The following is a 26,777-nucleotide window of genomic DNA, read 5'->3' on the forward strand; positions in this document are numbered from 1 at the left end:
CACATGAGCATGGGTTGGATGGAGGCCGGATTTCTCGGTCTTTTGCAAGGACTTACGGAGTTTCTCCCAATTTCGTCGAGCGCGCATCTGAGGATCGCCGGGGAGTTCCTGCCCTCCGGCGCCGACCCCGGCGCTGCCTTCACCGCCATTACCCAGATCGGCACGGAAATGGCCGTGCTGGTCTATTTCTGGTCCGACATCATGCGGATCGCTGCCGCCTGGCTCCGGCAAAACCTTCGTCTCGGCCCCTATGACAAGGCCGATGCACGTCTCGGCTGGCTGATCATCGTCGGCTCCGTGCCCATCGTGCTGCTCGGCCTTCTCTTCAAGGACGCCATCGAGCATTCGCTCCGAAACCTCTACATTACTGCCGTGATGCTGATCGTGTTCGGTATCGTTCTTGGCGTCGCCGACAGGATCGGGAAAAAGCGCTACAAGCTCAACCAGCTGATCTGGCGTGATGGTATCCTCTTCGGTTTCGCGCAGGCCATGGCGCTCATCCCCGGCGTTTCGCGTTCCGGCGGCACCATCAGCGCCGGCCTGCTTCTGGGTTATACCCGCGAGGCGGCGGCCCGTTATTCCTTCCTGCTCGCCGTACCCGCCGTCTTCGGCTCCGGTTTCTACCAGCTGTTCAAAAGCATCGGCGAAGACAATCCGGTGGGCTGGGGCCCGACAGGCCTCGCGACCCTGATCGCCTTCATTGTCGGTTACGCCGTTATCGTCGTTTTCCTGAAGCTGGTTTCGACCAAAAGCTACATGCCCTTCGTCTGGTACCGCGTGGTCATCGGCGTCATTCTTTTGGGGCTGCTGGGAACGGGCGTGATCAACGCAGGTGGGTGAGGGGCTTTCCAGGAACCATGCTTTTGGCAGAGTTGCATCATCCGCACGCCGTCACCCCGGACTAGATCCGGGGTCCAGCGCGATCAAGTCATTGATCGCAAAAGACCCTTCTCACGGCGCAGACGCGCCGTGGCTGGATGCCGGATCAAGTCCGGCATGACGGAGGAGAGATTATGACGTGCCGCGAAATGTAGAAGGCCCGCTCTTTCGAACGGGCCTTTGTGTTTAGAGCAATGTACCGCTCAAGATCACCAGCGCCACCGAGAAATAGATGACGAGCCCGCTGACATCCACCAGCGTGGCGACGAAGGGGGCCGAAGCGCTGGCGGGATCAAGCCGCAGACGCTGCAGCACGAAGGGCAGCATGGAGCCGGCGAGCGAACCGAAAGTGACGATACCGACGAGGGCCGCAAAAACCGTGGCACCAACGAGCAGCCAGTGCTCACCGTAGTCGTAGAAGCCAGCCTGCTGCCAGACCGTGAGCCGCAGGAAGCCGATGGCGCCCAGAATGCAGCCGAGTGTCAGGCCCGTCGGGATTTCCCGAAGCAGCACCCGCCACCAGTCGGAAAGCTTCAGTTCGCCCAGCGCCAGCGCCCGGATGATGAGCGAGGTGGCCTGCGAACCGGAGTTGCCGCCCGAAGACATGATGAGCGGTATGAACAGCGTCAGCACCACGGCCTTTTCCAGCTCGCCTTCGAAATGCTGCATGGCGCTGGCCGTCAGCATTTCTCCGAGGAACAGTGCTGCGAGCCAGCCGGCGCGCTTGCGGATCATGTCCGGAAAGCCGATCGTCATGTAGGGCTTGCCCAGCGCCTCCATACCACCGAACTTGTGGGCGTCTTCCGTGGTATCGGCGATCATGGTGTCGATCACGTCGTCAACGGTGACGATGCCGAGGATATGCGAGCGGTCATCCACGACGGGCAGCGCCAGGAGGTCGTGCTTGCGGATCAGCCGCGCGACATCCTCCTGTGACATCAGGGGGCTCGCACAGACAATGCCTTCCTTGGATGCGACCGAAAGAATGGAGGCGCCCGCTTCGCCGGTCAAAAGGCGGCGCAGCGTCACGACGGTGGTTAGCGTCCCGTCCTCGGCCAGCACATAGATGGCATAGACCGTTTCACGCGACCGCTCGACGACGCGGATGTGCGAAAGGGTCTGTTCCACCGTCCAATTGTCCGGCACGCTAACGAATTCCGTGGTCATGATCGAGCCGGCCGTGCGCGGCGGGTAACCCATCAGGTGCTTGATGGAGAGCGCCGTGGTGCGGTCCAGCCGGGCAAACAGCTTGGCGCGCGGCTCTTCGGCCATTTCCGCCATGACATCTGCCACGCGGTCGTCCGACATCAGGTTGACGAGGCGCGCGGCCTGTTCGACCGGAATATCGGCTATGATCGCGGCGGCACCATGCAGTTCCGGCCGGTCGAGAATGGCGACGGCCTTTGCCTGCGGCATGGCGAGAAGGGCGGCTGCGGCGGCGCCGACATCCAGCGTGTTGAGGTGCTCGACGCGTTCGGCAATGGTGGTGGAGCCGGCATTTCCGCTACGAAGAAGGCGTGCGGCCTTGCTGGCCCTCTGGGAGAGGTTGTGGAAGTTCATGATTGCTCACCTTTCCGTCGATTCGCCGATCACGGCGAACGCGGTGGTGAGCCGACAGCGGTCGGATCAGTTCACGTTCGCCGGTCTCGGCAAAGGCAATCGACTGCTACTGTCGCTAGACATCTAATGATGCTCCGTTGAAATCCGCGCCGTGCCCAAGGCATGCGCGTAAGGCCGTGTTGCGCCTGAAACCGGAAAGAGTCAAGCGCCCGATTGTGAATTTTCCGTAAGCTTCGAAAGGGCCGGGTCAAGCCGCCTTTTGACGCCGCTCTACGGTGACGGAAACAAGAAAAACGCCAAGCCCGAGTAGGGAAAGAACGGCGCCCACATAACCCGTCGAGGCGTAACCGAAGCCCATGGCGATGACGAGGCCGCCGAGCCAGGCGCCAAGCGCATTGGCGATGTTGAAGGCGGAATGGTTCGAGGCGGCAGCCAGCGTCTGCGCATCCTGCGCCACATCCATCAGCCGCGTCTGTACGGCCGGGCAGGCGGCAAAACCGCAGCCGATCAGGAAGACGCAAAGGCAGAGCATGAAGGGATCCTGCGCCGTCATGCCGAAAACAGCCATGACCACCACGTTGAAGGCGAGCATGCCGCCAATCGTGCCGTTGAGCGAGATATCGGCGAGCCGTGAGCCGACGACATTGCCGACATTCATGCCGATGCCGAACAGCGCCAGCACCATGGAGACCGTAGAAACCGGCATCATCGCCACGTCAGTCGTGGTCTTCGCGATATAGCTGAAGACCGAAAACATGCCGCCAAAGCCGACGGCAGCAATGGCGAGCGTCAGCCATACCTGTACGCGGCGGAAGGCGCCGAGTTCGCGCCATACGCTGGCGCCTTCTTCCACCCTGTCACGCGGCTGGAACAGCCAAAGCAGGGCCACCGTCAGAAGTGCGATGCCGCCGACAAGCATGAAGGCCGCGCGCCAGGACAGTAGCTGGCCGAAGAAGGTGGCGAGCGGTGTGCCGAGCAGGGTGGCGATGGTGAGACCGAGCATGACGCGGCCAACGGCGCGGGCGCGCTTGTGGATTGGCGCCATCGAGGCCGCCACGAGCGCCGCAACGCCAAAATAGGCCCCATGTGGCAGGCCGGTGATGAAGCGCAGAATGGCGAAGCTCACAAAATCCGGCGCGACGGCGCTCAGGATGTTTCCAGCCGCAAAAAGTCCCATCAGACTGAGAAGCAATGTGCGGCGCGTGATACGCGCGGCGAGAACCGCGATGATCGGCGCGCCAATGACGACGCCCAGCGCATAGGCGGTGATGACATAACCCGCTTCCGGCACCGTGACGCCATAGGTCGAGGCGACGTCGGGCAAAAGGCCCATGATGGCGAATTCGCCGGTACCGATGCCAAAACCGCCGGCAGCCAGCGCCAGCTCTATAAGCGCAATGGCAAGTGGGGAGAGGACCACGGCAGGCGCAGCCGTGTAAACGGTTTCATTCTCCCCGCCAGGGCGGGCTTCGGAGATGTTCGAATGGCTCATCGTGACCTGAAAAGCGGGAAGGGCCCACAGAAAAAAGGGCAAGACCGTATGGGAGCGGTCTGCCCTGACTGGAGATGCGCGGTCATGAAAATGACCTTAAGTGACCTCTAACATGAAATGATGCGTTGCGGTAGAGCGATTCTCGGCAAAAGACGATCTTCACGCGATGGTGTTCGGAACTCTATATAAGGCCAGGCATTTACGCGCGGCTGCGAATGTTACGGGACCGGGTTGGAAACATGAAGCTCATTGCAATTTTCAATCGTGACGGCGGCACATTTCGCACTACCGACATGGAAGCCTATTGTGATCATGCCCGCGAGGTCTTCACCCGCGCCGGACACGTGATCGATTGCCGTCTTGTCTCCGGAAAGGACGTCGTCGAGGAAATGGCACGCGCCGCCGAGGAGCCGGGCATTGAAGGCATCATTGCCGGCGGCGGAGATGGCACCATTTCGGCGGCTGCCGGCATTGCCTGGAAACAGGGCATCGCGCTCGGCATCGTGCCGGCCGGCACCATGAACCTCTTCGCCCGCTCGCTGAAGCTGCCGCTCGACATTCGTCAGGCGCTGGAAACGCTGGCGAATGGCGAGATTGCCAGTGTCGACATCGCCAGCGCCAATGGCCGCCTCTTTGTCCACCAGTTTTCCGCGGGCCTGCATTCGCGCATGGTGCGCTATCGAAACAATCTCGCCTTTGCCTCCCGTCTCGGCAAGATCAAGGCGAGCATCCGCGCCGCCATCAGCGTCATCCTCAACCCGCCTGTCTTCGAGGTGGAATACACCGTTGATGGCCGGACGCAGCATCGAAAGGTATCGGCCATTTCCGTCTCCAACAATGAATTCGGCCAGAATTCGCTGCTGGTGGCGGATAACGTCTCCGGCGGCCATCTGGGTTTTTATCTCACCGATCCGTTACGTCCGTCCGGTGTCGCCAGACTCGCCCTGGATATTCTGCGCGGCAAGTTCAAGCAGAATGCCGCCGTGACAGCCATGACCGTGACGGATGTGGAACTGCATTTTCCCAGGAAACGCCATGATGTCCGCTGTGTCATCGATGGCGAGCTGCTGCCGATGGAACGCGACGTGGCACTGGAAGTGCACGCCGGCGAGTTGAAGGTGCTGGTGGGGCGGGCGTTCTTCGCTTAGCGCAAACCGACCGTGAATTAGGCCATCGCCGCCTGTTCTTCTGCTGGCGGGGAGAAAAACAGGCGGCGATGCCGTATCCTCCCTAGCCCCTGAAAACCTCCAGTCTTGCCAAATCGAAGCCGCCCGGCCATGGTCGGCGGGTGCGATGGCGTGCGCGCTGTCGCTTCTATGGGAGTGCGATCTGTCATGAATGAAATCTCCAACCCCCTCTCCAACCTTGCTGCCATCGATGCCGCCCATCATCTCCATCCCTTTTCAGACATGGGCAAGCTCAACGCCGCCGGCACCCGCATCATCGAGCGCGCGGAAGGGGTGTTCATCTACGACAGCACCGGCAGGAAATATCTCGACGCCTTCGCCGGCCTCTGGTGTGTGAATATCGGTTACGGACGCCGCGAGATCGCCGATGTGGTACGGCGTCAGATGAACGAGCTCCCCTATTACAACGCGTTTTTCGGCACCACCACGCCGCCCGCGACGCTGCTGGCGCAGAAGATCGCTTCTCACGCCGGGCCTGGCATGAACCACGTATTCTTTACCAATTCCGGCTCGGAAGCCACCGATACCTGGTTCCGCATGGCGCGGGTCTACTGGAAGGCCCTCGGCCATCCCGCGAAGACGAAGGTTATCGCCCGCCGCAACGGCTACCACGGCTCGACGGTGGCCGGGGCCTCGCTGGGTGGCATGAAGTGGATGCACGAGCAGGGCAGCCTGCCCATCGATGGCGTCGCCCATATTGGCCAGCCCTATTGGTATGCCGAGGGTGGCGATCTTTCTCCGGCCGAATTCGGCCTGAAGGTGGCTCGCGAACTCAATGAGAAAATCGACGAATTGGGCGAGGAAAACGTTGCTGCTTTCGTGGCCGAACCGATTCAGGGAGCCGGTGGCGTCATTGTCCCGCCGGAGACCTACTGGCCGGAAATCGCCCGTATCTGCAAAGCGCGCAATATTCTGCTCGTCTCCGATGAGGTGATCTGCGGTTTCGGTCGCCTGGGCTCCTGGTTCGGCTACCAGTATTTCGGCGTGGAGCCGGACTTTGCCCCCATCGCCAAGGGCCTGTCCTCGGGTTATCTGCCGATTGGCGGCGTGGTCGTGTCGGATCGGGTGGCAGAAGTGATGTTGTCCGAGGTCGGTGATTTCAACCACGGCTTCACCTATTCCGGACATCCCGTCTGCGCCGCCGCCGCGCTGGAAAACCTTCGCATCATCGAAGCGGAGGGTCTGGTGGAGCGGGTGCGCGACGATATCGGCCCTTATTTTTCCGAGGGCTGGAAAAGCCTTGAGGACCACGAACTGGTGGGCGAAGCCGTCAATGTCGGCTTGATGGGTGGACTGCAGATCACGGCGGACAAGGCGACCCGCAGACGCTTCGGCAAGCCGGACGATGTTGGTATAACGGTGCGCAATCATTGCCTTGCAAACGGCCTCGTCATGCGCGCAACGGGCGACCGAATGCTGGCTTCGCCGGCGCTGACCATCAGCCGTTCGGAAGTGGATGAGATCATAGAGACGTTGCGCAAGGGGCTCGACCACCTGCGTGATACGCGCGAGCATTTCTAGGGAAAGTGGACACCGGTTTTCCGTTAAAGAATGCGAAAAGAGATGCCAAGGGAGGACTGAAATGGCAGGACAGGAACACCATTACGCCGTGAAGGTGACGTGGACGGGTAATCGTGGCAAGGGCACGTCGGGCTATCGCGACTACGAACGCGACTACACAATTTCCACCGAGGGAAAGGCTGATATAGCCGGCTCGTCCGATCCGGCCTTCCGTGGCGATCCCGCCCGCTGGAATCCTGAAGACCTGCTGGTCGCTTCGCTCTCGGCCTGCCACAAGCTCTGGTACCTGCATTTCTGCTCGGTCAACGGCATCATCGTCGAAGACTATGTCGACGATGCCGAAGGCACGCTCGTCATGGAAAAGGATGGCGCCGGGCAGTTCAGCGAAGTGGTGCTGAAACCGGTCATCACCATCTCGAAGGGCGATCCCGCCCGGGCGGATGCGCTGCACCATGACGCGCACGACAAGTGCTTCATCGCGCGGTCGGTGAATTTTCCGGTGCGGGTGGAGGGGACCGTGAAGGTGGTTTGAGACTCATGCCAGTTGCAGACCGAGATGATCGGCCATCGGCTGAAAGTCTCGGTCGTTTTGCAGCAGCTTATGGCCGTGCTCAATACAGTAGGTGCCGATGATGAGGTCGGGAGTTTTACGCACGGTTTTCCCAACGCTTCGAAGTTTCCGATAGTTAGCGGCGGATTTCACGGCAAGTTCTGGCGTGAGCATCGAGACAAAACCGAAGCGCTTTAACCGGTCATGTATCGCCGCCGCCCGATCGTCGTTGCGTTCGCCCTGCAGGATTTCGAGGAGAATAATGTCGCCGATGATGACGTCGGTCAGATCGCCGATATCATTTAGCATCCTACCTTGGCGCGTGGATTTATTCTGAAACCAGTCAATCCAGACAGAAGTATCGACGACTATCATTCCGCGGCGTCTTGCGCTTCGATGTCGTCCACGCTCCAGCTACGGCGCACATCGTCCAGATTGCCACTCCAGCCGATGCCTCTCAGTTCTTCCAACGCTTTGCGTCGTCCGAGATTCTCTACAAGATCGCGCAACGCCTTCTCCACCGTCGCCTTTTTTGTCGAAAGGCCGGTAATTTCCATCGCTTCGGCGATCAAGGCGTCATCAAGATCAATATTCGTACGCATGGATAATCCTTGGTGTATCGATTTTCAAAATCATACACCAAGGCATGCTTCTGCGATATCTCTTTTTACTGGAACGCCGTCTCGTAGAAGCTTCTGAGCTTGCGCGAGTGCAGCGTTTCCGTCGGCATGGCGGCAAGCTTCTGCACGGCGCGGATGCCGATCTGCAGATGCTGGGCGACCTGGGTGCGGTAAAATTCCGTCGCCATGCCTGGCAGCTTCAATTCGCCATGCAGTGGCTTGTCGGAAACGCACAGCAGAGTGCCGTAGGGCACGCGGAAGCGGAAGCCGTTGGCCGCTATGGTAGCGGATTCCATGTCAAGCGCGATGGCGCGGGACTGCGACAGGCGCTTGACGGGACCGGCCTGATCACGGAGCTCCCAGTTGCGGTTGTCGATGGTAGCGACGGTGCCGGTGCGCATGATGCGCTTCAGTTCGAAGCCCTCGTAACCCGTGACTTCGGCGACTGCACCTTCCAGCGCCAGCTGCACTTCGGCAAGCGCCGGGATGGGTACCCAGACCGGCAGGTCGTCGTCAAGCACGTGGTCCTCGCGCACATAGGCGTGGGCCAGAACATAGTCGCCCAGCCGCTGGCTGTTGCGCAGGCCGGCGCAATGACCAACCATCAGCCAGGCATGCGGGCGCAGCACGGCGATGTGATCGGTGATCGTCTTGGCGTTGGAGGGGCCGACGCCGATATTGACGAGCGTAATGCCGGCATGACCTTTTTTCTTCAGGTGATAGGCCGGCATCTGCGGCAGTCGGGCCAGCACCGCGTCCGTCTCGGGCTTGTCGGAACCCGCATGGGTGATGATGTTGCCCGGCTCCACAAAGGCCGTGTAACCCTCGCCGCCATTCTTCATCATCTGCCTCGCCCAGGCAGCGAATTCGTCGATATAGAACTGGTAGTTGGTGAACAGCACGAAGTTCTGGAAATGGCTGGCGCTCGTCGCCGTATAATGGCTGAGGCGCGCCAGCGAATAATCGATGCGCTGCGCCGTAAAGGGCGCTAGCGGCGCCGGCTCGCCCGGCACCTGATCATATTCGCCATTGGCGATGAGATCGTCGGTATTGTTGAGATCGGGCGTATCGAAGAGATCACGCAGCGGCACGTCTGACAGCGACGAAGCCGCCGCCGCCTCGACATACGCGCCTTCGCCGAAAGCGAAATGCAGCGGAATGGGCGTAGCCGATTCCGACACCGTGACCGGAACGCCGTGGTTCTTCATAAGAAGCCCCAGCTGTTCCTTGAGATAGTGGCGGAAAAGCTCAGGCCGTGTGATCGTTGTCGTATAGACGCCGGGCGCGGTTACGTGGCCATAGGAAAGACGGGAATCGACATGGCCGAAAGTGGCGGTCTCGAGGCTGACCTGGGGGTAGCAGGCGCGGTAACGCCCGGCAATCGGCGCGCCCTTGGCAAGGTCTGTGAAGGACTTGATCAGGAACGCTGTGTTGCGTTCGTAGAGCGCGCTCAAAGCCGCAACAGCTTCTTTCGGGTCCGTGAATGTTTGCGGCGCGAAAGGCTCTGGACTGATGAAGGTAAGGGGCGGAATCGTTGGTTTTGCTATTGTCATGGCCCATTATAAGAGGCCAATTTCGACAGGCAAGCGACAGAAATACGAAGAAACTGAAAAGAAACGCGAAAATGCAGCCGGACAATGCTGGCGCGGCAGAAACTCAGCCGAGCGCGCCGCGCTGCAGGCTCATCAGCAGCACAAAGCCGGCGCCTTTGGAGGCGGGGCGGGGATCGGCCTTGTAAACCGCAAGTCCGGCCACCGGGCCGAGAAAGATCGAGGCCATCAGCATCAGCCGCAGTGCGGAGAACAGGCCGTTGGAAAAACTGGTGGTCATTGGCCGGTCCTCACAATACGACGGGGCAATTGGCGGCGGGCGCCGGGCCGTGCTGGCAGGCGATTGCCGCACCGGCATTCACGCGCTGGAAACTGCGGTTCGGATTAACGACGAGCGAGGCGAAGGACATGGCGAAGATCGCCATGAGAAACGCGAAGATTGCCAGTCGGCTGATCAGCTTTGTCATGTCCATTCCCCTTTATCGGAGTTGATGGACAGAGTTTTGCCATAGTCGGACTGAACGGACCCTGAGGCCCCGGTTCATATGGTGTTCAGGGATGTTAACGGGCGGTGACATGGCGGATTGATGCCGCAGTGGTGCGCATGTCCAGCTTCAGGACAGAGGGATGTCCGCGCCTGGCGCAAGATCGGTTAGCAGTTTCTCCAATTCTTCACCTTGAGTCACGTCGACAATCGGCACCCGGTGTTCCTGCGCGGATGCCAGCATCTCGGTGTTCTCACGTAGCGAGCGTTCGATGAAGGCGTCCATGATCCGCTGCCTCTTCGCCTTTGCATCTTGGTAGCGTGCTTCAGAGCGCATTCTTTCGAGAAGAAAATCATTGTCGGCATGAAGAAATACGCCCGCCACCGTGCTGTCGAGGAGAGGCGATATGAACTCCGGTCGCAGGGCGGCGCCCTCGAAGATCGTCGTAGTCCCTGTGCCGGATCTTCTGTCAATCATCGCGCGGATCAGCGGCCAGATGTTCTGGTGATGGACCTTGAGAAACCAGTGGATCGTATCCGCCGACAGCTGTGTGTAATATTCCTCAACCGGCACCGGAATACCCGGCCATGGCCTCCCCGGATGGCGGGCGAGACTGTCGGTCGATATCGCCTCGCAGCGCAGCCTTTCGCTGAGCAGGCCGGCCAGCGTGCTTTTGCCGACATGCGAGGTGCCCGCGATCAGAATTGTCGAAAGGGTGGGGCGCATATCGTTGCTCTCATTGGCATCGGATGCAGCGATAATAAACGGATATATGGTTTCCATGCGACGTCTGTTCGCAGCCTGCACGCGATTCCTGGCAGCCACCGCGCTCTGCGTCGCGAGACGGCAGGCTGGGGGACAAAAGCCCGCCTGCCGTTCCCTGTATTACAGCCGTGTCCAGGTCTGTGATTTGCACAGAACCTTCAGCACGCAACCCTTCATGCTCAGCGAATTCCCCGAAACGGTGCCGGAGCCGCTATAGGTCTTGTCATTGGCGGGATCGGTGATCTCACCCGAGTAGCTGTTTCCCTTTCCCGAAAGCTTGCCGATCTGTTTTCCGGCATGCTTGCCGGTCTTCAGCGTTACGCAGAAAGCGCCGCCGCAGGGGCCGATCACGGCGGTTTCGCCGCTGGCCGTCTTCCAGTTGCCTTCGATCGCCTCGGCGGCAAAGGCAATATTGCCGCTCATCAACAGGGCAGCTGCAATCGTCATCATAAGCTTCATGAAATTCCTCCCGAAATTCGCGCAGGCTTTTCCCAGGCCGGAACGGCCAAGGACGCGATGCGCAGATCAAACTCCCTTCGGCATGCCTCCACCATCTCTGGCCGGCGGCCGCCGTGCGGTGCAACGATTGCTCCTCCCACCGCGCTCTTCCGTGCCCGTTTTATCCTCGTGACGGGCAGGGCGGATAGTATTTGACGTTCACGTAAAAGGAAACAGAAATTTGCGGTGCCGGTGCAGCGTTGGCGTGTGCGGGAAGGGCGAAGGAGAGTAGTTTCGAAAATCGCGGTTCTTATCGTGGTGAAGGAAGGGTTTAAATCCAATTGTAAAGCTTTCGTAAAATTCACCGGAAAGTCCTTAATTTCCGCAGGCAATGATATTTAACAAAAACCCAATTTTACCAATCGTTTGCAGTTTGTTTGCGGCACATTAATCATGCCTTTTAAGCGAGCGTTGAAAGCCTCGTGGCATAGTGAACTCATCAAAAGCGCAGGGAAAACCTGCCGGACGGAAGGACAAAAAAGCCGCAAAAGACGGCAGTCCGGAAGACGCCTCGGCAAGAAGGCGCACGATGAAAACAGGTAGAACGACAGGGATTAAAACAATGGCACGCTTTGACATCAGTGATATCGAAATGGCTGCCGGTGGCGAAACCCGCGCCGACACCCTTTGCAATCTCGGCCTGGTCTATGCGACCGGCCGGGGCTGCAAGGTGGACCTGATCGCGGCCCACAAATGGCTTAACATCGCCGCGATCCGCGGATCGGAAAGAGCGGCTTCTCTCCGTGCGGATCTCGCCCGCAACATGACGAAAGCGGAACTGGCCGAAGCCCTTCGCGCCGCCCGCGACTGGATGACGATGCACTGATCCATCCCCGCGACCCATGAGATTGCCGGTCCGGTTCCCTCCAGTCCCGACGACCGGCCAAACGAAAGTAAAACCCGAAGGGGAACGCGGCGAGGGCTCCGAATCGAAGCTTTTGCGCTGACACATCGAACCGCGACCGGCAGGAACAAGGCCGGCGCGGTTTTCTTATGTTCTGCAATGTGTCTTCGCCGGAAAATGATTCTCGCGCAGGGGCTTGCGGGAGGATGTTGATTCGATGCGTGTAACGCGCGGCACTTTCCAACCCTCATTCCTGTGACGAACACAGGAATGAGGGTGGGTTGGGAGCTTACCCGACTGCCTTGAGAACCTTCGGCAATGCCTGCTCGAACAGATCGAGCTTGTCACCCGGCCCAACGCTCACGCGGATGCAACGGTTAAGCGGGGCCACGCCCGGCATGCGGATGAAAACCCCATGGTCCATCAGCCCGTCAACGATGGCGCGCGCATAGGCGCCGTCGCGGTGGCAATCGATGGTAACGAAATTGGTAGCGGAGGGCAGCGGTGAAAGGCCGTTATTGCGGGCGACAGCGGAAATACGATCCCGTGCCTCGGAAATCTTGCCAACCACCTCATGCAGATAGGCCTGGTCCTTGAGCGCTGCCAAAGCGCCGGCGATAGAAATACGCGCCATGCCGAAATGGTTGCGGATCTTGTCGAAGGCTTCGACATTGCCAAGTGTACCGATGGCGTACCCCACGCGGGCGCCAGCGAGCCCGTAGGCTTTGGAGAAGGTGCGCATGCGCAGTATATTGGGCTGGCCGATCAGCGCGTCGATAGCGGGCACCGCGCTTGCGGGCGCGGTTTCGCAATAGGCCTCGTCCAGAATGAGCAGGCAGGTTTCCGGCAACGCGCGGGCAAATGCCACCACCTCGCTCGCATCCCACCAGCTTCCCATGGGATTGTCCGGATTGGCGAAATAGACGAGCGGCGCGTTTTCCCTGTGAACGAGGTCGAGAAGCCCGTCGAGGTTTTCGTGGTCGTCTACATAGGGCGTGGTCACCAGTTTTCCGCCAAAACCGTTCACGTGATAATTGAAGGTGGGGTAGCCTCCCAAAGAGGTGACAACAGGCGTGCCTGGTTCCACGATCAGCCTGGCGATTTCACCGAGGAATCCGTCCACTCCGCCGCCTATGGCGATGTTACCGCGCGAAACCCCGTGGTGGATGGCAAGCGCTTCCTTCAGCTCGAAATTTTCCGGATCGCTATACATCCAGGTTTCAGCCGTCGCATCGCGCATCGCCAGAAGCACTGATGGGGCGGGGCCGAAGCCGCTTTCGTTTGCACCGATTCGCGCCTCCACCTTCAAACCGCGGTTCCTTTCTATGGCCTCCGGGCCGACGAAGGGAACGGTGGAGGGAAGCGAAGCGGCAAGCGGCGTGAGGCGTGAAAAAGCGGACATTGACAGAAGTTCCGGGACCTGTGTTTGAAAACCCGGCTCACAATAGGTGCAAAAAAACCGGACGCAAGCCGCGCCCGGGGGTTCCATGAGTGTTTGGCAACAGATTTTTGGTTCGCCACGGAACAACGCAAAGATCGGCGGGCTGACGCGCGGTTGCCGCTCAGACGCTGGTCTCGAAGCTCAGCCGGCGGACATGGTGCAGAAATTCGGCATCGATCAGCATGTTGAAGCCGATCGTCACTTTTTCCTCTTCCCGGCGGATAAGCGTGCAGCCGATTTCGTCGCGGATACCGAGAATTTCCAGATAGAAGTTGACCGGCATTTCCAGATCGGCACTGACATCCAGCTCCGCGCCGTAGAGCGAAATGGTGCGCACCAGGCAGCGCATGGTGTCCTTGGCGCTCAGGTGGTGCCCTATGAAGGTGATCTTGCCGGGCCGGTCGATCTGAAATTTCTCATACATCTCGTCCTGCGGGACGTTTTGACCGATATCCATATGTAGAGCCATGACAACCTCCCGGATTGCCTCTTCCGTCTGATTTTAACGCGGCTTCCTTGCCAGGGCGTGAAGGAAATATCCGCAATTGTCTCTAGTCCGTATCGACATGGGCCAGCTTTGTGTACGCAACCCGTGTTTCGCCTGTTTAAAACGCACATTATCTCGACTGGTTGCAGAAGGCGGGGCGCCCGTTTTGATAATCGGGCACGCTTGCACAGGGCTGGAGCCTCGTGCGGTTGACGCCGGCCGTACTTGGCGTTACGCCTGATCGCGCAATATCGCTTCGCAGCCTCGGGCGTCATCGGCCGGCTGTGATTGTCCTGGGAGTGGAAAGTGACTGGAAGGCTGGTAATCGTCGGGGCGGGGCAGGCCGCTTTTGCGCTGGCGTCGAAGCTCCGTGTGCTGAAGGACGAGCGTGCCATCACCATCATAGGCTCGGAAGATGCCTACCCCTATCAGCGGCCGCCGCTCTCCAAAAAATACCTCCTCGGCGAGATGAGTTTTGACCGGCTGATGTTCCGCCCGGAAGAATGGTATGCCGAAAACAATGTCGATATCCGGCTTTCCACCTGGGTGGAGGAGATAGACCGCGCCGGCAAGACCGTGCGCATGCAGGATGGCAGTACGCTTTCTTATGCCCGGCTGGTTCTTGCGACCGGGGCCGCGCCCCGGCTGCTGCCCGCCAGCATCGGTGGCGATCTCGACGGCGTGCTTACCGTCCGTGACAGGCGCGACGCCGACCGCTTGACGGAGGAGATGAAGCCGGGCCGCAGGCTGCTGGTCATTGGCGGCGGTTATATTGGCCTTGAAGCTGCCGCCGTTGCCCGCAAGCTTGGCCTCGAGGTGACGCTGATCGAAATGGCCGACCGTATTCTCCAGCGCGTGGCGGCGAAGGAAACTGCGGATATCATGCGCGGCATTCATCAGGCCCAGGGCGTTTCCATCCGCGAAAAAACCGGCCTCGTGCGCCTCGTCGGCATGGACGGGCGGGTTGCTGCGGCCGAACTTTCGGATGGTTCAACGATCGACGTGGATTTCGTCATCGTCGGCATCGGCGTGACACCGAACGACCGGCTTGCCCGCGAATCGGGTCTCGATGTTGGTAACGGCATCGTGGTTGACGAATATACCCGCACATCCGACCCCGCCATTCATGCGGTGGGCGATTGCGCGCTTCTGCCCTGGCGCGGCCAGCAGGTGAGGATCGAATCGGTCCAGAACGCGGTCGATCAGGCTGAGGCGGCCGCCGCCGTACTGGCCGGCATGGAAGCGGTATACGACGCGAAACCCTGGTTCTGGTCGGATCAGTACGATGTGAAGCTGCAGATCGCCGGCTTCAACCTCGGTTACGACGAGACGATTTTGAGGCCCGGCGCAAGGGAAGGCAGCTGGTCCATCTGGTATTTCCGTGATGGCCGCTTCGTGGCTGTCGATGCCGTCAATGACGCCAAGGCCTATGTTGCGGGTAAGAAACTGCTCGATACAGCCGCCCAACCCGACCGCACAATCCTGGCGGATCCGTCCGCCGATCTGAAATTACTGCTCTCCTGAGGATATCATGCCCGCTGCCGAAAACCGTTTCAAAACCGCCATTCATGCCGGCAAGCCGCAGATTGGCCTGTGGCTCGACATGGGCGAGGCCATTGCGGCGGAAATCGCCGGAACGGCTGGCTTCGACTGGCTGGTGATCGACGGTGAGCACGGGCCGAACGACCTGCGCAGCATCATCGACCAGCTGCGCGCGCTTGCCACCTCTGCCGCCGAGCCGGTGGTGCGTGTGCCTGTCGGCGAGAGCTGGATGATCAAGCAGCTTCTGGATGCTGGCGCCCGCACGCTTCTTGTGCCCATGGTCGATTCATCGGCACAGGCGGAAGCCCTCGTCAGCGCCATGCATTACCCGCCGCGCGGCATTCGCGGCATGGGAGCGGCCGTCGCCCGCGCTTCCGCTTTTAATACGATAACGGATTATGCCGACAGCGCCTCTGCCAGCGTCTGCCTGCTGGTGCAGGCGGAAACCCGCGCGGCAATCGAAGATCTCGACAATATTCTTGCGGTGGACGGCGTGGATGGCGTCTTCATCGGCCCGGCGGATCTCGCCGCGGACATGGGTTATCTGGGAAGGATTGACGAAGCGGCGGTGCAGGCGGTTATCGAAGCGGCGATCGTGAAAATCGTCGCGGCTGGCAAGGCCGCCGGCATCCTCACCTTCAATGAAACCTATAATCGCCGTTATCTTGAACTCGGCGCGTCGTTCGTCGCCGTGGGAGCCGATGTCACGGAATTCGCCAATACGCTCCGTGCGCTTTCCGCCCGCTACAAGGGTGGGCCGGCAGTGACGCCGTCCAGATCGGGATATTGATCAATCGTCGTTACTGGCGTTCAGCTTCTCCGGCGGAATACCTTCCTCGCCGGAGGCGAGATAACCGCCATTGATGAGGGCGGAGCGGACGATGCGCTGGATTGCCTCGTCCCTGTCGATGCCGTGATCCCTTGCAAAATCAGACAATGCTGCCTCAAGATCGTCGCTGAACCGCATATTCGCCCCCTTCATTCCTGCTTTTTCGCCAATGCATAAAGGCAAGGCGGGCAAACCCGCCTTGCCTTGATTTAATGCCCGTTCGTCATCAGCGCCAGCGATAAAGGCTGCTGTTCGACGAACTCTGCTGCGTGCTTGTGCCCACCGCATAACCGATCGCAAAACCGAGTGCGCCGACGATCGTCAGCAGGGAAGTGGCGGTGCCTGGATTTTCCTTCACGGCTTCCACGACATTCTGGCCCTGCGCCCGGACATTATGCGCCGCCTTGCGAACGCGGCCGCGCGCCTCATCCAGAAACTCCGACGCATCCTCGCCGACACCTTCCGCACGGGCGGAAACGGATTTGGACAGGGACGCGATCTGCGAACGCAGTTCTGCAATCTGGTTTTCGATCGTGTCTTCGACAACATTCAGTTTGGTCTGAGCCATTAGAACACCTCTTTTGTTACCGTGGCGGAAACGTGCGGGCCCTGAAGAAGTTCCGCAACCGGACGTAAAGTTTGACCCGCGGTTCGTTTGGCCAACAGGTTTTTTGGCTTCTTGGCGAAAAAGCCTTGCAATCATTTTTCTTACGCAATAATCAGGCCGCACCGGAGAGGTGGCCGAGTGGTCGAAGGCGCTCCCCTGCTAAGGGAGTATACGTCAAAAGCGTATCGTGGGTTCGAATCCCATCCTCTCCGCCATTTAATGACGATCACCGCACGCCACCAGGCAGTCGAAGCGCTGATCCTTTCTTAAGCCCCACACCACATATACTGAGTTCATGGACCGGTTCCGTACAATGAACACGGCACTCACCCCTTCGGCAGGCGGGGGAGAGGCTTGTCGTAGGCGTCAAGACCGTATGGAGACTGATGAATGATCCATACCAGTCGGAACAGGCCTGCGCCGCCGTACGGGTGTGGCATGCAATTTAGCGCCTTTATCGTTCACGTTTACAGCTGATTCGGTTGCCACCTATGTCGATTTCTCGCTTGATAATCTTCCGATTCATAAAGGTGAGATAGCGGGCTTCATTGACATTGGCCGGGCTGGCATCGCTGACCGATATCAGGATATTAATCTACAAATCATCCGCAAATATCGCAAATGCGTGAAATTTCGTGTTTCGACCTTGTTCGGCTGCCTTCCAGCGGAAGGTAACTGACAATGCGCTTCGTTCTCTCCATCCTCGCGGCCGCCATCCTCATCGCGGTCATCGCTTACGCCATGTCCGGCAATGACCCGGTCGAACAGCAACCGTCGCCGCACGCAATCGACCAGGGCGGGTGAATCGCTTTTCGAATCATTGCCAGTGAATCGCTCCCCGCTCGCGCTCGTTTCCGAAGCCGGCTCGTTCCCCGCATGACGGCCGCACCTGCGATGTGTGCAGCGGAGGCAAAAAATCTCTATAGCGCTGCCTGCGTAGCAAGGGATCGCGGAAAACACCGGTGGATTGGAAATACCTTGTTAACCGCCCTAACTAACGGATTCTCAACAGAAATCTTAACGTATTGTAAAAGCTTTTGTCCATCCGCGGGGCGGTGTGTGTTGTTTCCGCAACAAACCGAAATGAAGCATATACGTAAATGCTATTTATCGGATGTTGGCGATTGCATGCGGCGAAACCTTTTGTATTTTCACCACCAGAAGCGAGGCGGTGGATCGTTTGGCTTCTGAGAACACGGGAATGGGGCAGGGAATGCTGTCCTTCAGCGAAAGTACCCAGACCCTTTTAAAAACTTTGACTGGAGGTCAACCATGAACATCAAGAGCCTTCTGATCGGCTCCGCTGCGGCTCTCGCAGCAGTATCCGGCGCACAGGCCGCTGACGCCATCGTCGCTGCTGAGCCCGAGCCCCTGGAATACGTTCGCGTTTGCGACGCTTTCGGCACCGGCTTCTTCTACATCCCCGGCACCGAAACCTGCCTGAAGTTCGGCGGTTACGTTCGTTTCCAGACCGACTTCGGTCGTGACAAGTCTGGCGTTTCTGACTGGGATTCCTTCACCCGCGCTCAGTTCGAAGTTGACACCCGCACCGACACCGAGCTCGGCGCTCTGCGTGGCTTCATCGGCTTCCGTGGCAATGCTGACAACGGCTCGTCCTCGTCTTCGAGCGTTTTTGTTGACCAGGCTTTCATCGAACTCGGCGGCCTGAAGGTCGGTAAGTTCTACAGCTGGTGGGACGATGGCCTCTCTGGCGAGTCTGACGTTCTCTCCACGAACGCTCTGTTCAACTCCGCTCGTTACGTTTATGACGCAGGTTCCTTCTGGGCAGGCGTTTCGGTTGACGAGCTCGAAGGTACTGGTAGCCAGTTCGCAACGATCACGGGTCCGGCTGTTGGCGGTCTGTTCCCGCTTTCGCAGGAGCCTGACAACAACGTTGGTATCGCTCTCGGCCTCGGTGCCAAGCTGGGCGGCGCTTCGCTGCAGCTCATCGGCGGCTACGACATCGACCAGGAAGAAGGCGCAGTTCGCCTGATCGCTACGGCTGACCTCGGCCCGGGCACGCTTGGTCTTGCTGGTGTTTGGGCTTCCGGCGCAAACGCTTACTACGCTGAGTCCGAGTGGGCAGTTGCTGCTGAATACGCAATCAAGGCAACCGACAAGCTGACCATCACCCCCGGTGCTCAGTACTTCGGTAACGTTGCTGACCGTATCGGCATTGTTGGCACGACCCGCACCGCAATCGTCACCAACGACTGGTCTGACCGTGACGCATGGCAGGCTGGCCTGACGATCGACTACAAGATCACGCAGGGTCTCTCCACGAAGGTCGCAGTTAACTACTACGACGAAGACGATGTTGATCAGGAACAGTGGAAGGGCTTCGTTCGCCTTCAGCGTTCGTTCTAATCTGATCTGATATTGTGAGTGATGGAAGCCCCGGCAGAAATGCCGGGGTTTTTGTTATCCTGCGGGAATATCGACTCAAGAAAAGGACTGGGCGCCGTTTTTCGTGCAATGGTGATTCGCGAGATTGCTGAACGGGAGGGCGAATCCAGTGCAAATGCGACGATTAAAACGGCAAGATATTTGGCCCTGAACATTGTTCGCCGGATTTTTGGCGATTTTCGAAGTCGCTGCCTCAGCCAGGGCAAGCATCCGTGGGTCTCGCTAAGGTTTTGAAATGCACCGATAATTAACGGTTTGTTAACGAATGCGCGCTGCCTTTTAGGCGCGGCTATTAGAATTGTAGCTATTTCGCAACAATGAAAAACTAAGGACACCTTACTGTCTTCCTTTTGTCATGATTGAGATTGCCGAGCCGCACGGTTTTGGCTCTAATCAACTCCATAAGCGGCACGCATCTATCTGCGCTCCCCACCCGCTGCTTAGCAAATTAGCGTTTGACTGGAGGTCAACCATGAACATCAAGAGCCTTCTTATCGGCTCCGCTGCGGCTCTCGCAGCAGTATCCGGCGCACAGGCCGCTGACGCAATCGTCGCTGCTGAGCCCGAGCCCCTGGAATATGTTCGCGTCTGCGACGCTTTCGGTACCGGCTTCTTCTACATTCCTGGCACCGAAACCTGCCTGAAGTTTAGCGGTTACGTTCGTTTCCAGACGAACTTCGGTCGCGACCAGTCCGGTACCTCGGATTGGAATTCGTTCACGCGCGCTCAGTTTAACGTTGATACCCGTACCGACACCGAGCTCGGCGCTCTGCGTGGTTTCATCGAATTCCGTGCTGATGCAGAAAACGGACAGTCTGGCTCTTCCGGCGTGGAAGCTCGTCAGGCGTTTATCGAACTTGGTGGCCTGCGCGTCGGTAAGTTCTACAGCTGGTGGGATGACGATCTCTCCGGTGAGACGGATCTCCTTTCTTCCAACACGCTGTTCAACTCCATTCGCTACACCTATGACACCGGTTCTTTCTGGGCAGGCATTTCGGTTGACGAGCTTGAAGGCACTGGTAGCCAGTTCGCAACAATCACTGGCCCGGCTGTCGGTGGTCTGTTCCCGCTTTCGCAGGAACCCGACAACAACGTCGGCATCACTGCTGGTATAGGTGGAAAGTTCGGCGCTGCCACTCTTCAGTTGATCGGTTCTTATGACGTTGATCAGGAAGAAGGCGCAATCCGTGCAATGGTATTCGCTGATATCGGACCTGGCACCCTTGGACTTGCTGGTGTTTGGGCATCTGGCCCCAATGCTTACTACGCTCTGTCCGAATGGACAGTTGCCGCCGAATACGCCATCAAGGCAACTGATCGCCTGACGATCACCCCGGCAGTGCAGTATCTCGGCAATGTTTCTGATGAGATCACCATCGTAAATACTGGTGCAAGCGCCATCGTTTCGAACGACTGGTCGAATCGCGATGCCTGGACTGCAGGTCTGACGGTAGACTACAAAATCACCGACGGTCTGAGCACCAAGATCACCGCCAATTACTATGATGAGGACGAGCGCGACGACCAGGTTACCGGTTTTGTCCGTCTTCAGCGTGACTTCTAATCTGATCTGACATTGTCAGTGATTGAAACCCCGGCAGAAATGCCGGGGTTTTCCGTTTGGTGGGTCCGGTGCTGAACGGCAATAACAACGACGCAAACAAAAAAGCACCGGGCGAACCGGTGCTTGAAGCTCTGTGAATGACCACCGATTGGCGGAAGATTAACGCCTTTACCCGGAGCGCCCATGGCGCAGATCATCAACGATATCGGCCTGTTGGCCGAGCCTCGTCTTGTAGACCTGATAATTTTCCATCACCCGCTGCACGTAGTTGCGTGTTTCGGGGAACGGGATGCGCTCGATCCAGTCGACCACCTCATCGATAGGCTTGCCGCGCGGGTCGCCATAACGGGCGATCCATTCCGGCACACGTTTCGGGCCGGCATTATAGGCGATGAAGGTGAGGATGTAGGAGCCGCCGAAGCTGTCGATCTGCTCGCCGAGATAATGGGCGCCGAGCGTGGCGTTATAGCCCGCATCGCTGGTCAGCATCGCCTGCGTGTAGGGCAGGCCGTGGCGGCCGGCCACGCCCTTGGCGGTTCCCGGCAGCAGTTGCAGCAGGCCGCGGGCATTGGCGGCGGAGACGGCGGCGGGGTTGAAGGCGCTTTCCTGTCGGGCGATCGCATAGGCAAGCGCCTTTCCGGAGCCGGCAATATTGGCGCTGGCGGGAATGACGCCGAGCGGGTAGGCAAGGGCTGCCGCATCGATACCGCGGCTGAAGGCCGTCTTGCCGATCTGCAGCGAGACCTGATGATTACCGTTGCCCTCAGCCCGCGCCGCCAGAATGGCAAGCTCGCCGGGACTGTCGAGCTGTTCGGCCAGCGACCTGTAAAGGCTGTCGGCGCGCCAGCCGTAACCTGCCGCCTCGAGGCGGTCTATGGCGCGCACGGCTTCGCGGCCGGCAAAGCGTTCTCGGTCGCCATTGCTCGGGCTGGGATAGGTCACGTTCAGCGTCTTCGTGCCGATCCGTGCAGCGGCAAGCTGGCCGTAAAACGTACCGGGATGGGCTGCCGCCTTTGCAAAGAAGTCGCGTGCATCGCCGGGTCCTCCGGCTTCGGCCGCCCTTCCGAGCCAGTAATAGGCGCGGGAGGCCGAAAGTGGCCGGTTTGATGTCTGGAGCAGGGCGTTGAAATGACGCGAAGCCGTGGCCGGGTCGCGCATCGCCCGCAGAGCATACCAGCCGGCATGAAACTCGGCATCGGCGACATCCACCGCTGATGTGGCATTGTGATTGGCGACGATACGATAGGCTTCGGCAAAATCGCCGAGATCGGCGAGACCGCGCGCGATGATTCGCCGCTCGTTCCACCATTCGCCGGGATTGACCAGCTTGGCAGTATCCTTCGGCGCCTGCCGCAGAAGAGCCGCCGCTTCCGGATATTTCTGCTGGTTGCGCAGGTTCTCCACGCGCGCGAAAAGGAATGCGGGATCATCGCGCCAGCCGGCATCCACCTTGCCGAGCAGGGCGCCGGCATTGGCGGAACGCTGCAGCACAGCCGCCCAGGCATTGTAAAGGGACTGCGCCTTGCCGAGTTCGCCGAAACGTTTCGCCTGGCTGATGCGGCTGCGATACATCAGATAATCCATGCGCGCCTTGTGGTCCGCGGCCGTCAGATAGGCAGGGAAGGCGGCCAGCACGCGGTCTTCCATATCCTTGTCCATGCCTTCGCTCACCCACAGCTGGCGAATGAGGCGCTGCGAATCCACGACCTTGCCGGAGGCGGCCAGCGCCTTGGCGAGAACCACCGTGCCCTCCGCCGTTTCTGGCTTGCTGCCGCCGAATGCAGCAAGCACCTGCTGTGCCGGCGGGTCCTCGCGATAAAGCGCTTTTTCGGAATTGGCCCGCAAAGTCGCGGCGCCCGGCCAGCCGGCGAGTTCCCGCTGTGCTGCGGCGATTTCGGCTGAAGGCACATCCTTCTGGCCCGAAACGGCGATTGCCCATGTGAGGATGTGACGGTCCAGACTGCCGGTCGGCATGGCGTTGCGCAGCGCGATGGCCCGCGCCGCATCGCGCCCGGAAAGCGCGTCGAGGCCTGCCTTCAGCTGGCTCGCATCATCGGGCCGGTTAAGGCGGGGAATGGCGCCGGTAACCTCTGGCGAAGCGGGCATGAAAGCGGGAACGGTGGGCGCATCCGGCTTCACATAGGGAAGCGGCGCGGCGCCCTCGGGCAGCGGCCCGGCCAGCGCGTTCCACACGGTTGCGGCAAGGCCCGCCGCCATCAATCCCCAGACTGTTTTTTTCATGCCGTTCTTCATCGTGTAACGGAGTTGCCGACTTTCTTCTAATATCGCTACATTGCAGCGGGATTGCCGAAAAAAGGTCTGATCTCCCGCCTGGAAATCTTGGGATTTCAGGCTTAATGAAATGTTAAGCGCGACCCTGCAATTCAATCAACTTTTATTCACCGGCCCGCGAGCAATGTCGCTTTTCGCTATGTGCATTTAACGCTTGCAGATCACGGCCCGAACACTGTCACACTTCCGACAATTTCGGACAAAATACGCTGCCTTTGCGCTTGTCGGCGCCAAGGGCTGGCACTAATGTGTGCCGGTTTTAACCATCGAATGCGGCCGAAGCATGAACCGGCTCGGCGCCAGGAGCTTTGCATGTTCAAGGGATCAATTCCCGCCCTCATTACCCCGTTCACGGACAATGGCGCCGTGGACGAAAAGGCTTTCGCCGCCCATGTGGAATGGCAGATCGCCGAAGGCAGTAACGGACTTGTGCCGGTGGGCACGACGGGGGAATCCCCGACGCTTTCCCACGACGAGCACAAACGTGTCGTTGAACTGTGCATCGAGGTTGCGGCGAAACGGGTTCCGGTCATTGCGGGTGCAGGCTCCAACAATACCGATGAAGCGATCGAGCTGGCCCTGCATGCGCAGGAAGCGGGTGCGGATGCGCTGCTGGTGGTTACCCCCTATTACAACAAGCCGACCCAGAAGGGCCTGTTCGCCCATTTCTCCGCCGTCGCGGAAGCGGTGAAGCTGCCCATCGTCATCTACAATATTCCGCCGCGCTCGGTGGTGGATATGTTGCCGGAAACCATGGGCGCCCTTGTCAAGGCCCATAAGAACATCGTTGGCGTCAAGGACGCGACGGGCAAGATCGACCGTGTTTCCGAACAGCGCATTTCCTGCGGCAAGGATTTCGTCCAGCTCTCGGGTGAAGACGGTACCGCTCTCGGCTTCAACGCCCATGGCGGTGTCGGCTGCATTTCCGTCACGGCCAACGTGGCACCGCGCCTCTGTTCGGAATTCCAGGCGGCGATGCTTGCCGGCGATTATGCCAAGGCGCTGGAGTACCAGGATCGCCTGATGCCGCTGCATAAGGCCATCTTCATGGAGCCAGGCGTCTGCGGCACAAAATATGCGCTGTCGAAGACGCGCGGCGGCAACCGCCGTGTGCGTTCGCCCTTGATGAGCACGCTGGAACCGGCAACCGAAGCAGCCATCGATGCGGCGCTGAAGCATGCCGGCCTGATGAACTGAGACAGGTCTGAAAAGCCGGAAGGCGCGCAATGGACCGCTTCGCAGCAGAAGCCGTCCCGCGCGCCTTTTCTTTTCGTGGCGACGATACTAAATAGAGGTTCGAAAACCGCTCTCGGCGGCAGGCCGAAGGCGCAATAAGAAAAACAAGGGATTGAAATATCATGGCCCCCAAAGGCAGCCAGCGCGTGGTGAACAAGATCGTTGCGGAAAACCGCAAGGCCCGTTTCAACTACGAAATCGTCGACACCTATGAGGCAGGACTGGTGCTGACCGGCACCGAGGTCAAGTCGCTGCGCGAAGGCAAGGCGAACATTGCCGAATCCTACGCGTCGGACGAGGGCGATGAAATCTGGCTCATTAATTCCCACCTGCCGGAATATCTGCAGGCCAACCGTTTCAACCATGAGCCGCGCCGCCGCCGCAAGCTGCTCCTGAGCAAGCGCGAGATCAACCGCCTGCGCGCCGGCATCAACCGCGAAGGCATGACGCTGGTGCCGCTCAAGATCTACTTCAACGACAGGGGCCGTGCGAAGCTGGAACTGGCGCTCGCCAAGGGCAAGAAGCTGCACGACAAGCGCGAGACGGAGAAGGAACGCGACTGGAACCGGCAGAAGTCGCGGTTGTTGAAGGGTGGGGCGGCCTAAGTTCGCCGCCTTTCGCAGCATGCTCCTCCGTCACGCCGGACTTGATCCAGCATCCAGTCGCAACGCGTCTGCGCTGTGAGAAGAGCTTTTTCAGCCCAAGGACTTGGGCTGGCTGGATCCCGGCTCAAGGCCCGGATGACGGGAGTGTGTTACTGTCCGCTGCGCCCGTCACGCCGCCCGGTACGTCTGCTCCACATGCGTCTTCGTCGTCGAAACGCTGAACCGGCTGACAAGCGCCGCGAGGTTGGCGCTGACATCGCTCAGATTGTGCGTGGCGGCATTGGTCTCTTCCACCATCGCCGCATTTTTCTGCGTCAGATTGTCCATGCTGTTGATCGCCGCACTGATTTCCTGAATGCCGACGGATTGTTCCTGCGCCGCCTTGGTGAGCGAGGTGATGTGATCCTTGATGTGATCGACCTTGCTGCCGATCGTATTCAGGGATTCACCCGTTTTGTTCACCAGCGAAACGCCCTGCATCACATCCTCGGAAGACTTGGCGATCAGTGTCTTGATTTCCTTTGCGGCGGTGGCGGAGCGTTGCGCCAGTTCACGCACTTCCTGGGCGACGACGGCGAAACCCTTGCCAGCCTCGCCGGCGCGCGCGGCTTCCACGCCGGCGTTCAACGCCAATAGATTGGTCTGGAACGAAATCTCATCAATGACGGAAATAATCTGGGTGATCTTCTGCGACGAGTCCTCGATGGCGCCCATCGCTTTCACCGCATCCGTCACCACATTGCGAGAGCGTGCTGCTTCGATGGCCGAACTTTCGACGATGGCCTTGGCCTCCTCGGAACGTTGCGCCGACAATCTGGAAATGGTGGTGATTTCCTCAACGGCTGCGGCGGTTTCCTCAAGCGCGGCCGCCTGCTGCTCCGTCCGGCGGGCCATGTCATCGGTGGCGGAGGTGAGCTCGCGCGTATTGCCGGAAATCTTGTTCGCTTCCTCCACGATCTGGGCGAATGCACCGGCGAGATTGCCGACGGCGGTGTTGAAATTGGCGATCAGCCCTTCGAATTGCGGCGCGGTCTTTTCGTTGATGCTGGAGGTGAGGTCGCCGTTGGCCAGCCGGTCGAGGGCACTGTTGAGGAGCGTGAGAATATGGTCCTGCTCCTTCTTCATCTGCGCCTGTTCGGCCTCTACCTTATGCCGCTCGGCGGCGAGCACGTCGAGATAGACGGAAATCGAATAGTCCATGTCCAGAAGGGCGGCCTTGATGGTGGCGGACAAGGCGTCCTTCACCTTCCTGGCCTTCTTCTCCATGAATAGGCCCTTCAACTCCGACTCGATCAGGGCCTTGACGATGCCGTCAAGCATCAGCGCATAACCGCCAATGTACCATCGCGGCTCCAGCCCCAGTCTGGCATGGGTGCGGCCGATCGCGGTCACGGCATTTGTATAGTCCGCGTTGAATGTACCGGAGGCGATTCTCGTCCAGTGTTTGAGTTGCATGCCCTTGGCGTGCTGCACATGTGCGTCATTGGCAAAGAACTTCGCCGTCTCCGGCACCGAGCGCACTTTCGCATAGAAGCGGTCCAGCGACGCATCGAGAGAGCCGGTGATGACGCCCTTCATGTCTGAGAGATTCTGTCGCTGCTCGTGGCCGAGCCCCAGAAAATTCAGTCTTTCTTCGAGCTGTCGGTCGGTTTTTTCTTGGCCATGCATGTCTAGTCATCCTGCTTTGGCACCCAAATCATGTCTTTGGTGCCGTTACTTGATTTAGACACGTCTAAAATTAACCAAGATATAATTTTCCCCGGCCGGATTTGACGGTTGTTAATTTCAGCGGGAATTTTTCCCTGCCGATAGGGGGT

28 protein-coding genes, 1 tRNA gene and 1 pseudogene are annotated in these 26,777 nt (G+C 59.3%); 15 read left to right on the forward strand and 15 right to left on the reverse strand.

Annotated features, from left to right (window positions below):
* The first annotated feature begins 3 nt into the window (after positions 1-3).
* A complete protein-coding gene (locus QE453_RS13930) occupies positions 4-840 on the forward strand; it encodes an undecaprenyl-diphosphate phosphatase (RefSeq protein ID WP_022555883.1) in 837 nt (278 codons plus the stop codon).
* A gap of 225 nt (positions 841-1,065) precedes the next feature.
* On the opposite strand, the gene mgtE is transcribed toward QE453_RS13930, so the two are convergent.
* Positions 1,066-2,439 (reverse strand): magnesium transporter, encoded by a 1,374-nt coding sequence (mgtE, locus tag QE453_RS13935; RefSeq protein ID WP_004440855.1) that lies wholly within the window; start codon positions 2,437-2,439, stop codon positions 1,066-1,068.
* A gap of 247 nt (positions 2,440-2,686) precedes the next feature.
* Positions 2,687-3,931 (reverse strand): MFS transporter, encoded by a 1,245-nt coding sequence (locus QE453_RS13940; protein ID WP_309777307.1) that lies wholly within the window; start codon positions 3,929-3,931, stop codon positions 2,687-2,689.
* Between the two features lie 239 nt (positions 3,932-4,170).
* Here QE453_RS13940 and QE453_RS13945 point away from each other — a divergent pair, with 239 nt between their 5' ends.
* The 3 genes from QE453_RS13945 to QE453_RS13955 all read left to right on the forward strand — a co-directional run bounded on the left by QE453_RS13945 (position 4,171) and on the right by QE453_RS13955 (position 7,171).
* Complete coding sequence (locus QE453_RS13945) at positions 4,171-5,079, forward strand: diacylglycerol kinase family lipid kinase (protein ID WP_309777308.1); 909 nt, start codon at positions 4,171-4,173, stop codon at positions 5,077-5,079.
* A gap of 186 nt (positions 5,080-5,265) precedes the next feature.
* Entirely contained in the window at positions 5,266-6,639 is a 1,374-nt protein-coding gene (locus QE453_RS13950; RefSeq protein ID WP_309777309.1) for an aspartate aminotransferase family protein, read from the forward strand.
* 61 nt (positions 6,640-6,700) lie between these two features.
* Entirely contained in the window at positions 6,701-7,171 is a 471-nt protein-coding gene (locus QE453_RS13955) for an OsmC family protein (RefSeq protein ID WP_004440860.1), read from the forward strand.
* Positions 7,172-7,174: 3 nt separating this feature from the next.
* On the opposite strand, the gene QE453_RS13960 is transcribed toward QE453_RS13955, so the two are convergent.
* From QE453_RS13960 to QE453_RS13990, 7 genes are all read right to left on the reverse strand, one after another.
* Complete coding sequence (locus QE453_RS13960; protein ID WP_004440862.1) at positions 7,175-7,564, reverse strand: PIN domain nuclease; 390 nt, start codon at positions 7,562-7,564, stop codon at positions 7,175-7,177.
* Complete coding sequence (locus QE453_RS13965; RefSeq protein ID WP_004440864.1) at positions 7,561-7,791, reverse strand: type II toxin-antitoxin system VapB family antitoxin; 231 nt, start codon at positions 7,789-7,791, stop codon at positions 7,561-7,563. The genes QE453_RS13960 and QE453_RS13965 overlap by 4 nt, the downstream gene beginning before the upstream one ends.
* A gap of 65 nt (positions 7,792-7,856) precedes the next feature.
* A complete protein-coding gene (amn, locus tag QE453_RS13970) occupies positions 7,857-9,362 on the reverse strand; it encodes an AMP nucleosidase (RefSeq protein WP_207588903.1) in 1,506 nt (501 codons plus the stop codon).
* Between the two features lie 103 nt (positions 9,363-9,465).
* Complete coding sequence (locus QE453_RS13975) at positions 9,466-9,639, reverse strand: hypothetical protein (RefSeq protein ID WP_004440867.1); 174 nt, start codon at positions 9,637-9,639, stop codon at positions 9,466-9,468.
* Positions 9,640-9,649: 10 nt separating this feature from the next.
* A complete protein-coding gene (locus QE453_RS13980) occupies positions 9,650-9,832 on the reverse strand; it encodes a hypothetical protein (protein WP_035210174.1) in 183 nt (60 codons plus the stop codon).
* Between the two features lie 141 nt (positions 9,833-9,973).
* The gene (locus tag QE453_RS13985; RefSeq protein ID WP_220359793.1) at positions 9,974-10,570 is read right to left on the reverse strand and encodes a hypothetical protein; all 597 of its coding nucleotides are present in this window, start codon (positions 10,568-10,570) and stop codon (positions 9,974-9,976) included.
* Between the two features lie 159 nt (positions 10,571-10,729).
* On the reverse strand, positions 10,730-11,068 hold the full coding sequence (locus tag QE453_RS13990) for a DUF2147 domain-containing protein (protein ID WP_004440872.1): 339 nt from the start codon (positions 11,066-11,068) through the stop codon (positions 10,730-10,732).
* Positions 11,069-11,669: 601 nt separating this feature from the next.
* Between QE453_RS13990 and QE453_RS13995 the strand changes: the two genes are divergently transcribed.
* Entirely contained in the window at positions 11,670-11,933 is a 264-nt protein-coding gene (locus tag QE453_RS13995; RefSeq protein ID WP_004440874.1) for a sel1 repeat family protein, read from the forward strand.
* A 307-nt stretch (positions 11,934-12,240) separates the two neighbouring features.
* Here the strand turns inward: QE453_RS13995 and QE453_RS14000 are convergent, their stop codons facing one another.
* Together QE453_RS14000 and QE453_RS14005 are read right to left on the reverse strand one after the other, a co-directional pair.
* Positions 12,241-13,353, reverse strand: coding sequence for a pyridoxal phosphate-dependent aminotransferase (locus tag QE453_RS14000; RefSeq protein WP_309777311.1), 1,113 nt, complete (start codon positions 13,351-13,353; stop codon positions 12,241-12,243).
* Positions 13,354-13,513: 160 nt separating this feature from the next.
* Positions 13,514-13,861, reverse strand: a complete 348-nt coding sequence (locus tag QE453_RS14005) for a hypothetical protein (protein ID WP_004440878.1) — start codon at positions 13,859-13,861, stop codon at positions 13,514-13,516.
* 324 nt (positions 13,862-14,185) lie between these two features.
* Between QE453_RS14005 and QE453_RS14010 the strand changes: the two genes are divergently transcribed.
* Together QE453_RS14010 and QE453_RS14015 are read left to right on the forward strand one after the other, a co-directional pair.
* A complete protein-coding gene (locus tag QE453_RS14010; protein ID WP_309777312.1) occupies positions 14,186-15,403 on the forward strand; it encodes an FAD-dependent oxidoreductase in 1,218 nt (405 codons plus the stop codon).
* A gap of 7 nt (positions 15,404-15,410) precedes the next feature.
* Entirely contained in the window at positions 15,411-16,211 is an 801-nt protein-coding gene (locus QE453_RS14015; RefSeq protein WP_309777313.1) for an HpcH/HpaI aldolase/citrate lyase family protein, read from the forward strand.
* On the opposite strand, the gene QE453_RS14020 is transcribed toward QE453_RS14015, so the two are convergent.
* Entirely contained in the window at positions 16,212-16,388 is a 177-nt protein-coding gene (locus QE453_RS14020; protein ID WP_004440886.1) for a hypothetical protein, read from the reverse strand.
* 88 nt (positions 16,389-16,476) lie between these two features.
* Complete coding sequence (locus tag QE453_RS14025) at positions 16,477-16,818, reverse strand: hypothetical protein (RefSeq protein ID WP_004440887.1); 342 nt, start codon at positions 16,816-16,818, stop codon at positions 16,477-16,479.
* A gap of 163 nt (positions 16,819-16,981) precedes the next feature.
* On the opposite strand from QE453_RS14025, the gene QE453_RS14030 reads away from it, so the two are divergent.
* From QE453_RS14030 to QE453_RS14050, 6 genes and pseudogenes are all read left to right on the forward strand, one after another.
* Positions 16,982-17,072, forward strand: a tRNA-Ser gene (locus tag QE453_RS14030).
* 260 nt (positions 17,073-17,332) lie between these two features.
* Positions 17,333-17,449 (forward strand): annotated as a pseudogene (locus tag QE453_RS25265) (APH(3') family aminoglycoside O-phosphotransferase); the annotation flags it as partial.
* An 89-nt stretch (positions 17,450-17,538) separates the two neighbouring features.
* The gene (locus tag QE453_RS14035; protein ID WP_022555894.1) at positions 17,539-17,661 is read left to right on the forward strand and encodes a hypothetical protein; all 123 of its coding nucleotides are present in this window, start codon (positions 17,539-17,541) and stop codon (positions 17,659-17,661) included.
* A 468-nt stretch (positions 17,662-18,129) separates the two neighbouring features.
* Positions 18,130-19,224, forward strand: a complete 1,095-nt coding sequence (locus QE453_RS14040; protein WP_022555896.1) for a porin — start codon at positions 18,130-18,132, stop codon at positions 19,222-19,224.
* Positions 19,225-19,242: 18 nt separating this feature from the next.
* Positions 19,243-19,497: a hypothetical protein gene (locus tag QE453_RS14045; protein ID WP_144115307.1), complete on the forward strand. Its 255-nt coding sequence runs from the start codon at positions 19,243-19,245 to the stop codon at positions 19,495-19,497.
* Positions 19,498-19,735: 238 nt separating this feature from the next.
* Positions 19,736-20,827 (forward strand): porin, encoded by a 1,092-nt coding sequence (locus tag QE453_RS14050; protein ID WP_022555897.1) that lies wholly within the window; start codon positions 19,736-19,738, stop codon positions 20,825-20,827.
* Between the two features lie 168 nt (positions 20,828-20,995).
* Here QE453_RS14050 and QE453_RS14055 read toward each other — a convergent pair whose 3' ends face one another.
* Positions 20,996-23,068 carry a transglycosylase SLT domain-containing protein gene (locus QE453_RS14055; RefSeq protein WP_309777315.1) on the reverse strand — a complete coding sequence of 691 codons (2,073 nt, stop codon included), beginning with the start codon at positions 23,066-23,068 and terminating at the stop codon, positions 20,996-20,998.
* Between the two features lie 363 nt (positions 23,069-23,431).
* Between QE453_RS14055 and dapA the strand changes: the two genes are divergently transcribed.
* Both dapA and smpB read left to right on the forward strand, forming a co-directional pair.
* On the forward strand, positions 23,432-24,316 hold the full coding sequence (gene dapA, locus QE453_RS14060) for a 4-hydroxy-tetrahydrodipicolinate synthase (protein ID WP_004440897.1): 885 nt from the start codon (positions 23,432-23,434) through the stop codon (positions 24,314-24,316).
* Between the two features lie 161 nt (positions 24,317-24,477).
* Complete coding sequence (gene smpB / locus QE453_RS14065; RefSeq protein WP_004440898.1) at positions 24,478-24,960, forward strand: SsrA-binding protein SmpB; 483 nt, start codon at positions 24,478-24,480, stop codon at positions 24,958-24,960.
* A 168-nt stretch (positions 24,961-25,128) separates the two neighbouring features.
* Here the strand turns inward: smpB and QE453_RS14070 are convergent, their stop codons facing one another.
* Positions 25,129-26,628: a globin-coupled sensor protein gene (locus QE453_RS14070; protein ID WP_309777316.1), complete on the reverse strand. Its 1,500-nt coding sequence runs from the start codon at positions 26,626-26,628 to the stop codon at positions 25,129-25,131.
* Positions 26,629-26,777: the final 149 nt, after the last annotated feature.

It is taken from the genome of Agrobacterium sp. SORGH_AS_0440, from assembly GCF_031453135.1.
In the GTDB taxonomy this organism is placed as follows: Bacteria; Pseudomonadota; Alphaproteobacteria; order Rhizobiales; family Rhizobiaceae; genus Agrobacterium; species Agrobacterium pusense.

Excerpts from the sequence above, each read along its gene's own strand:
- QE453_RS13930 (WP_022555883.1), top strand. The coding sequence starts at position 4 with ATGAGCATGGGTTGGATGGAGGCCGGATTTCTCGGTCTTTTGCAAGGA.
- mgtE (WP_004440855.1), bottom strand. The coding sequence starts at position 2,439 with ATGAACTTCCACAACCTCTCCCAGAGGGCCAGCAAGGCCGCACGCCTT.
- QE453_RS13940 (WP_309777307.1), bottom strand. The coding sequence starts at position 3,931 with ATGAGCCATTCGAACATCTCCGAAGCCCGCCCTGGCGGGGAGAATGAA.
- QE453_RS13945 (WP_309777308.1), top strand. The coding sequence starts at position 4,171 with ATGAAGCTCATTGCAATTTTCAATCGTGACGGCGGCACATTTCGCACT.
- QE453_RS13950 (WP_309777309.1), top strand. The coding sequence starts at position 5,266 with ATGAATGAAATCTCCAACCCCCTCTCCAACCTTGCTGCCATCGATGCC.
- QE453_RS13955 (WP_004440860.1), top strand. The coding sequence starts at position 6,701 with ATGGCAGGACAGGAACACCATTACGCCGTGAAGGTGACGTGGACGGGT.
- QE453_RS13960 (WP_004440862.1), bottom strand. The coding sequence starts at position 7,564 with ATGATAGTCGTCGATACTTCTGTCTGGATTGACTGGTTTCAGAATAAA.
- QE453_RS13965 (WP_004440864.1), bottom strand. The coding sequence starts at position 7,791 with ATGCGTACGAATATTGATCTTGATGACGCCTTGATCGCCGAAGCGATG.
- amn (WP_207588903.1), bottom strand. The coding sequence starts at position 9,362 with ATGACAATAGCAAAACCAACGATTCCGCCCCTTACCTTCATCAGTCCA.
- QE453_RS13975 (WP_004440867.1), bottom strand. The coding sequence starts at position 9,639 with ATGACCACCAGTTTTTCCAACGGCCTGTTCTCCGCACTGCGGCTGATG.
- QE453_RS13980 (WP_035210174.1), bottom strand. The coding sequence starts at position 9,832 with ATGGACATGACAAAGCTGATCAGCCGACTGGCAATCTTCGCGTTTCTC.
- QE453_RS13985 (WP_220359793.1), bottom strand. The coding sequence starts at position 10,570 with ATGCGCCCCACCCTTTCGACAATTCTGATCGCGGGCACCTCGCATGTC.
- QE453_RS13990 (WP_004440872.1), bottom strand. The coding sequence starts at position 11,068 with ATGAAGCTTATGATGACGATTGCAGCTGCCCTGTTGATGAGCGGCAAT.
- QE453_RS13995 (WP_004440874.1), top strand. The coding sequence starts at position 11,670 with ATGGCACGCTTTGACATCAGTGATATCGAAATGGCTGCCGGTGGCGAA.
- QE453_RS14000 (WP_309777311.1), bottom strand. The coding sequence starts at position 13,353 with ATGTCCGCTTTTTCACGCCTCACGCCGCTTGCCGCTTCGCTTCCCTCC.
- QE453_RS14005 (WP_004440878.1), bottom strand. The coding sequence starts at position 13,861 with ATGGCTCTACATATGGATATCGGTCAAAACGTCCCGCAGGACGAGATG.
- QE453_RS14015 (WP_309777313.1), top strand. The coding sequence starts at position 15,411 with ATGCCCGCTGCCGAAAACCGTTTCAAAACCGCCATTCATGCCGGCAAG.
- QE453_RS14020 (WP_004440886.1), bottom strand. The coding sequence starts at position 16,388 with ATGCGGTTCAGCGACGATCTTGAGGCAGCATTGTCTGATTTTGCAAGG.
- QE453_RS14025 (WP_004440887.1), bottom strand. The coding sequence starts at position 16,818 with ATGGCTCAGACCAAACTGAATGTTGTCGAAGACACGATCGAAAACCAG.
- QE453_RS14035 (WP_022555894.1), top strand. The coding sequence starts at position 17,539 with ATGCGCTTCGTTCTCTCCATCCTCGCGGCCGCCATCCTCATCGCGGTC.
- QE453_RS14040 (WP_022555896.1), top strand. The coding sequence starts at position 18,130 with ATGAACATCAAGAGCCTTCTGATCGGCTCCGCTGCGGCTCTCGCAGCA.
- QE453_RS14050 (WP_022555897.1), top strand. The coding sequence starts at position 19,736 with ATGAACATCAAGAGCCTTCTTATCGGCTCCGCTGCGGCTCTCGCAGCA.
- QE453_RS14055 (WP_309777315.1), bottom strand. The coding sequence starts at position 23,068 with ATGAAAAAAACAGTCTGGGGATTGATGGCGGCGGGCCTTGCCGCAACC.
- dapA (WP_004440897.1), top strand. The coding sequence starts at position 23,432 with ATGTTCAAGGGATCAATTCCCGCCCTCATTACCCCGTTCACGGACAAT.
- smpB (WP_004440898.1), top strand. The coding sequence starts at position 24,478 with ATGGCCCCCAAAGGCAGCCAGCGCGTGGTGAACAAGATCGTTGCGGAA.
- QE453_RS14070 (WP_309777316.1), bottom strand. The coding sequence starts at position 26,628 with ATGCATGGCCAAGAAAAAACCGACCGACAGCTCGAAGAAAGACTGAAT.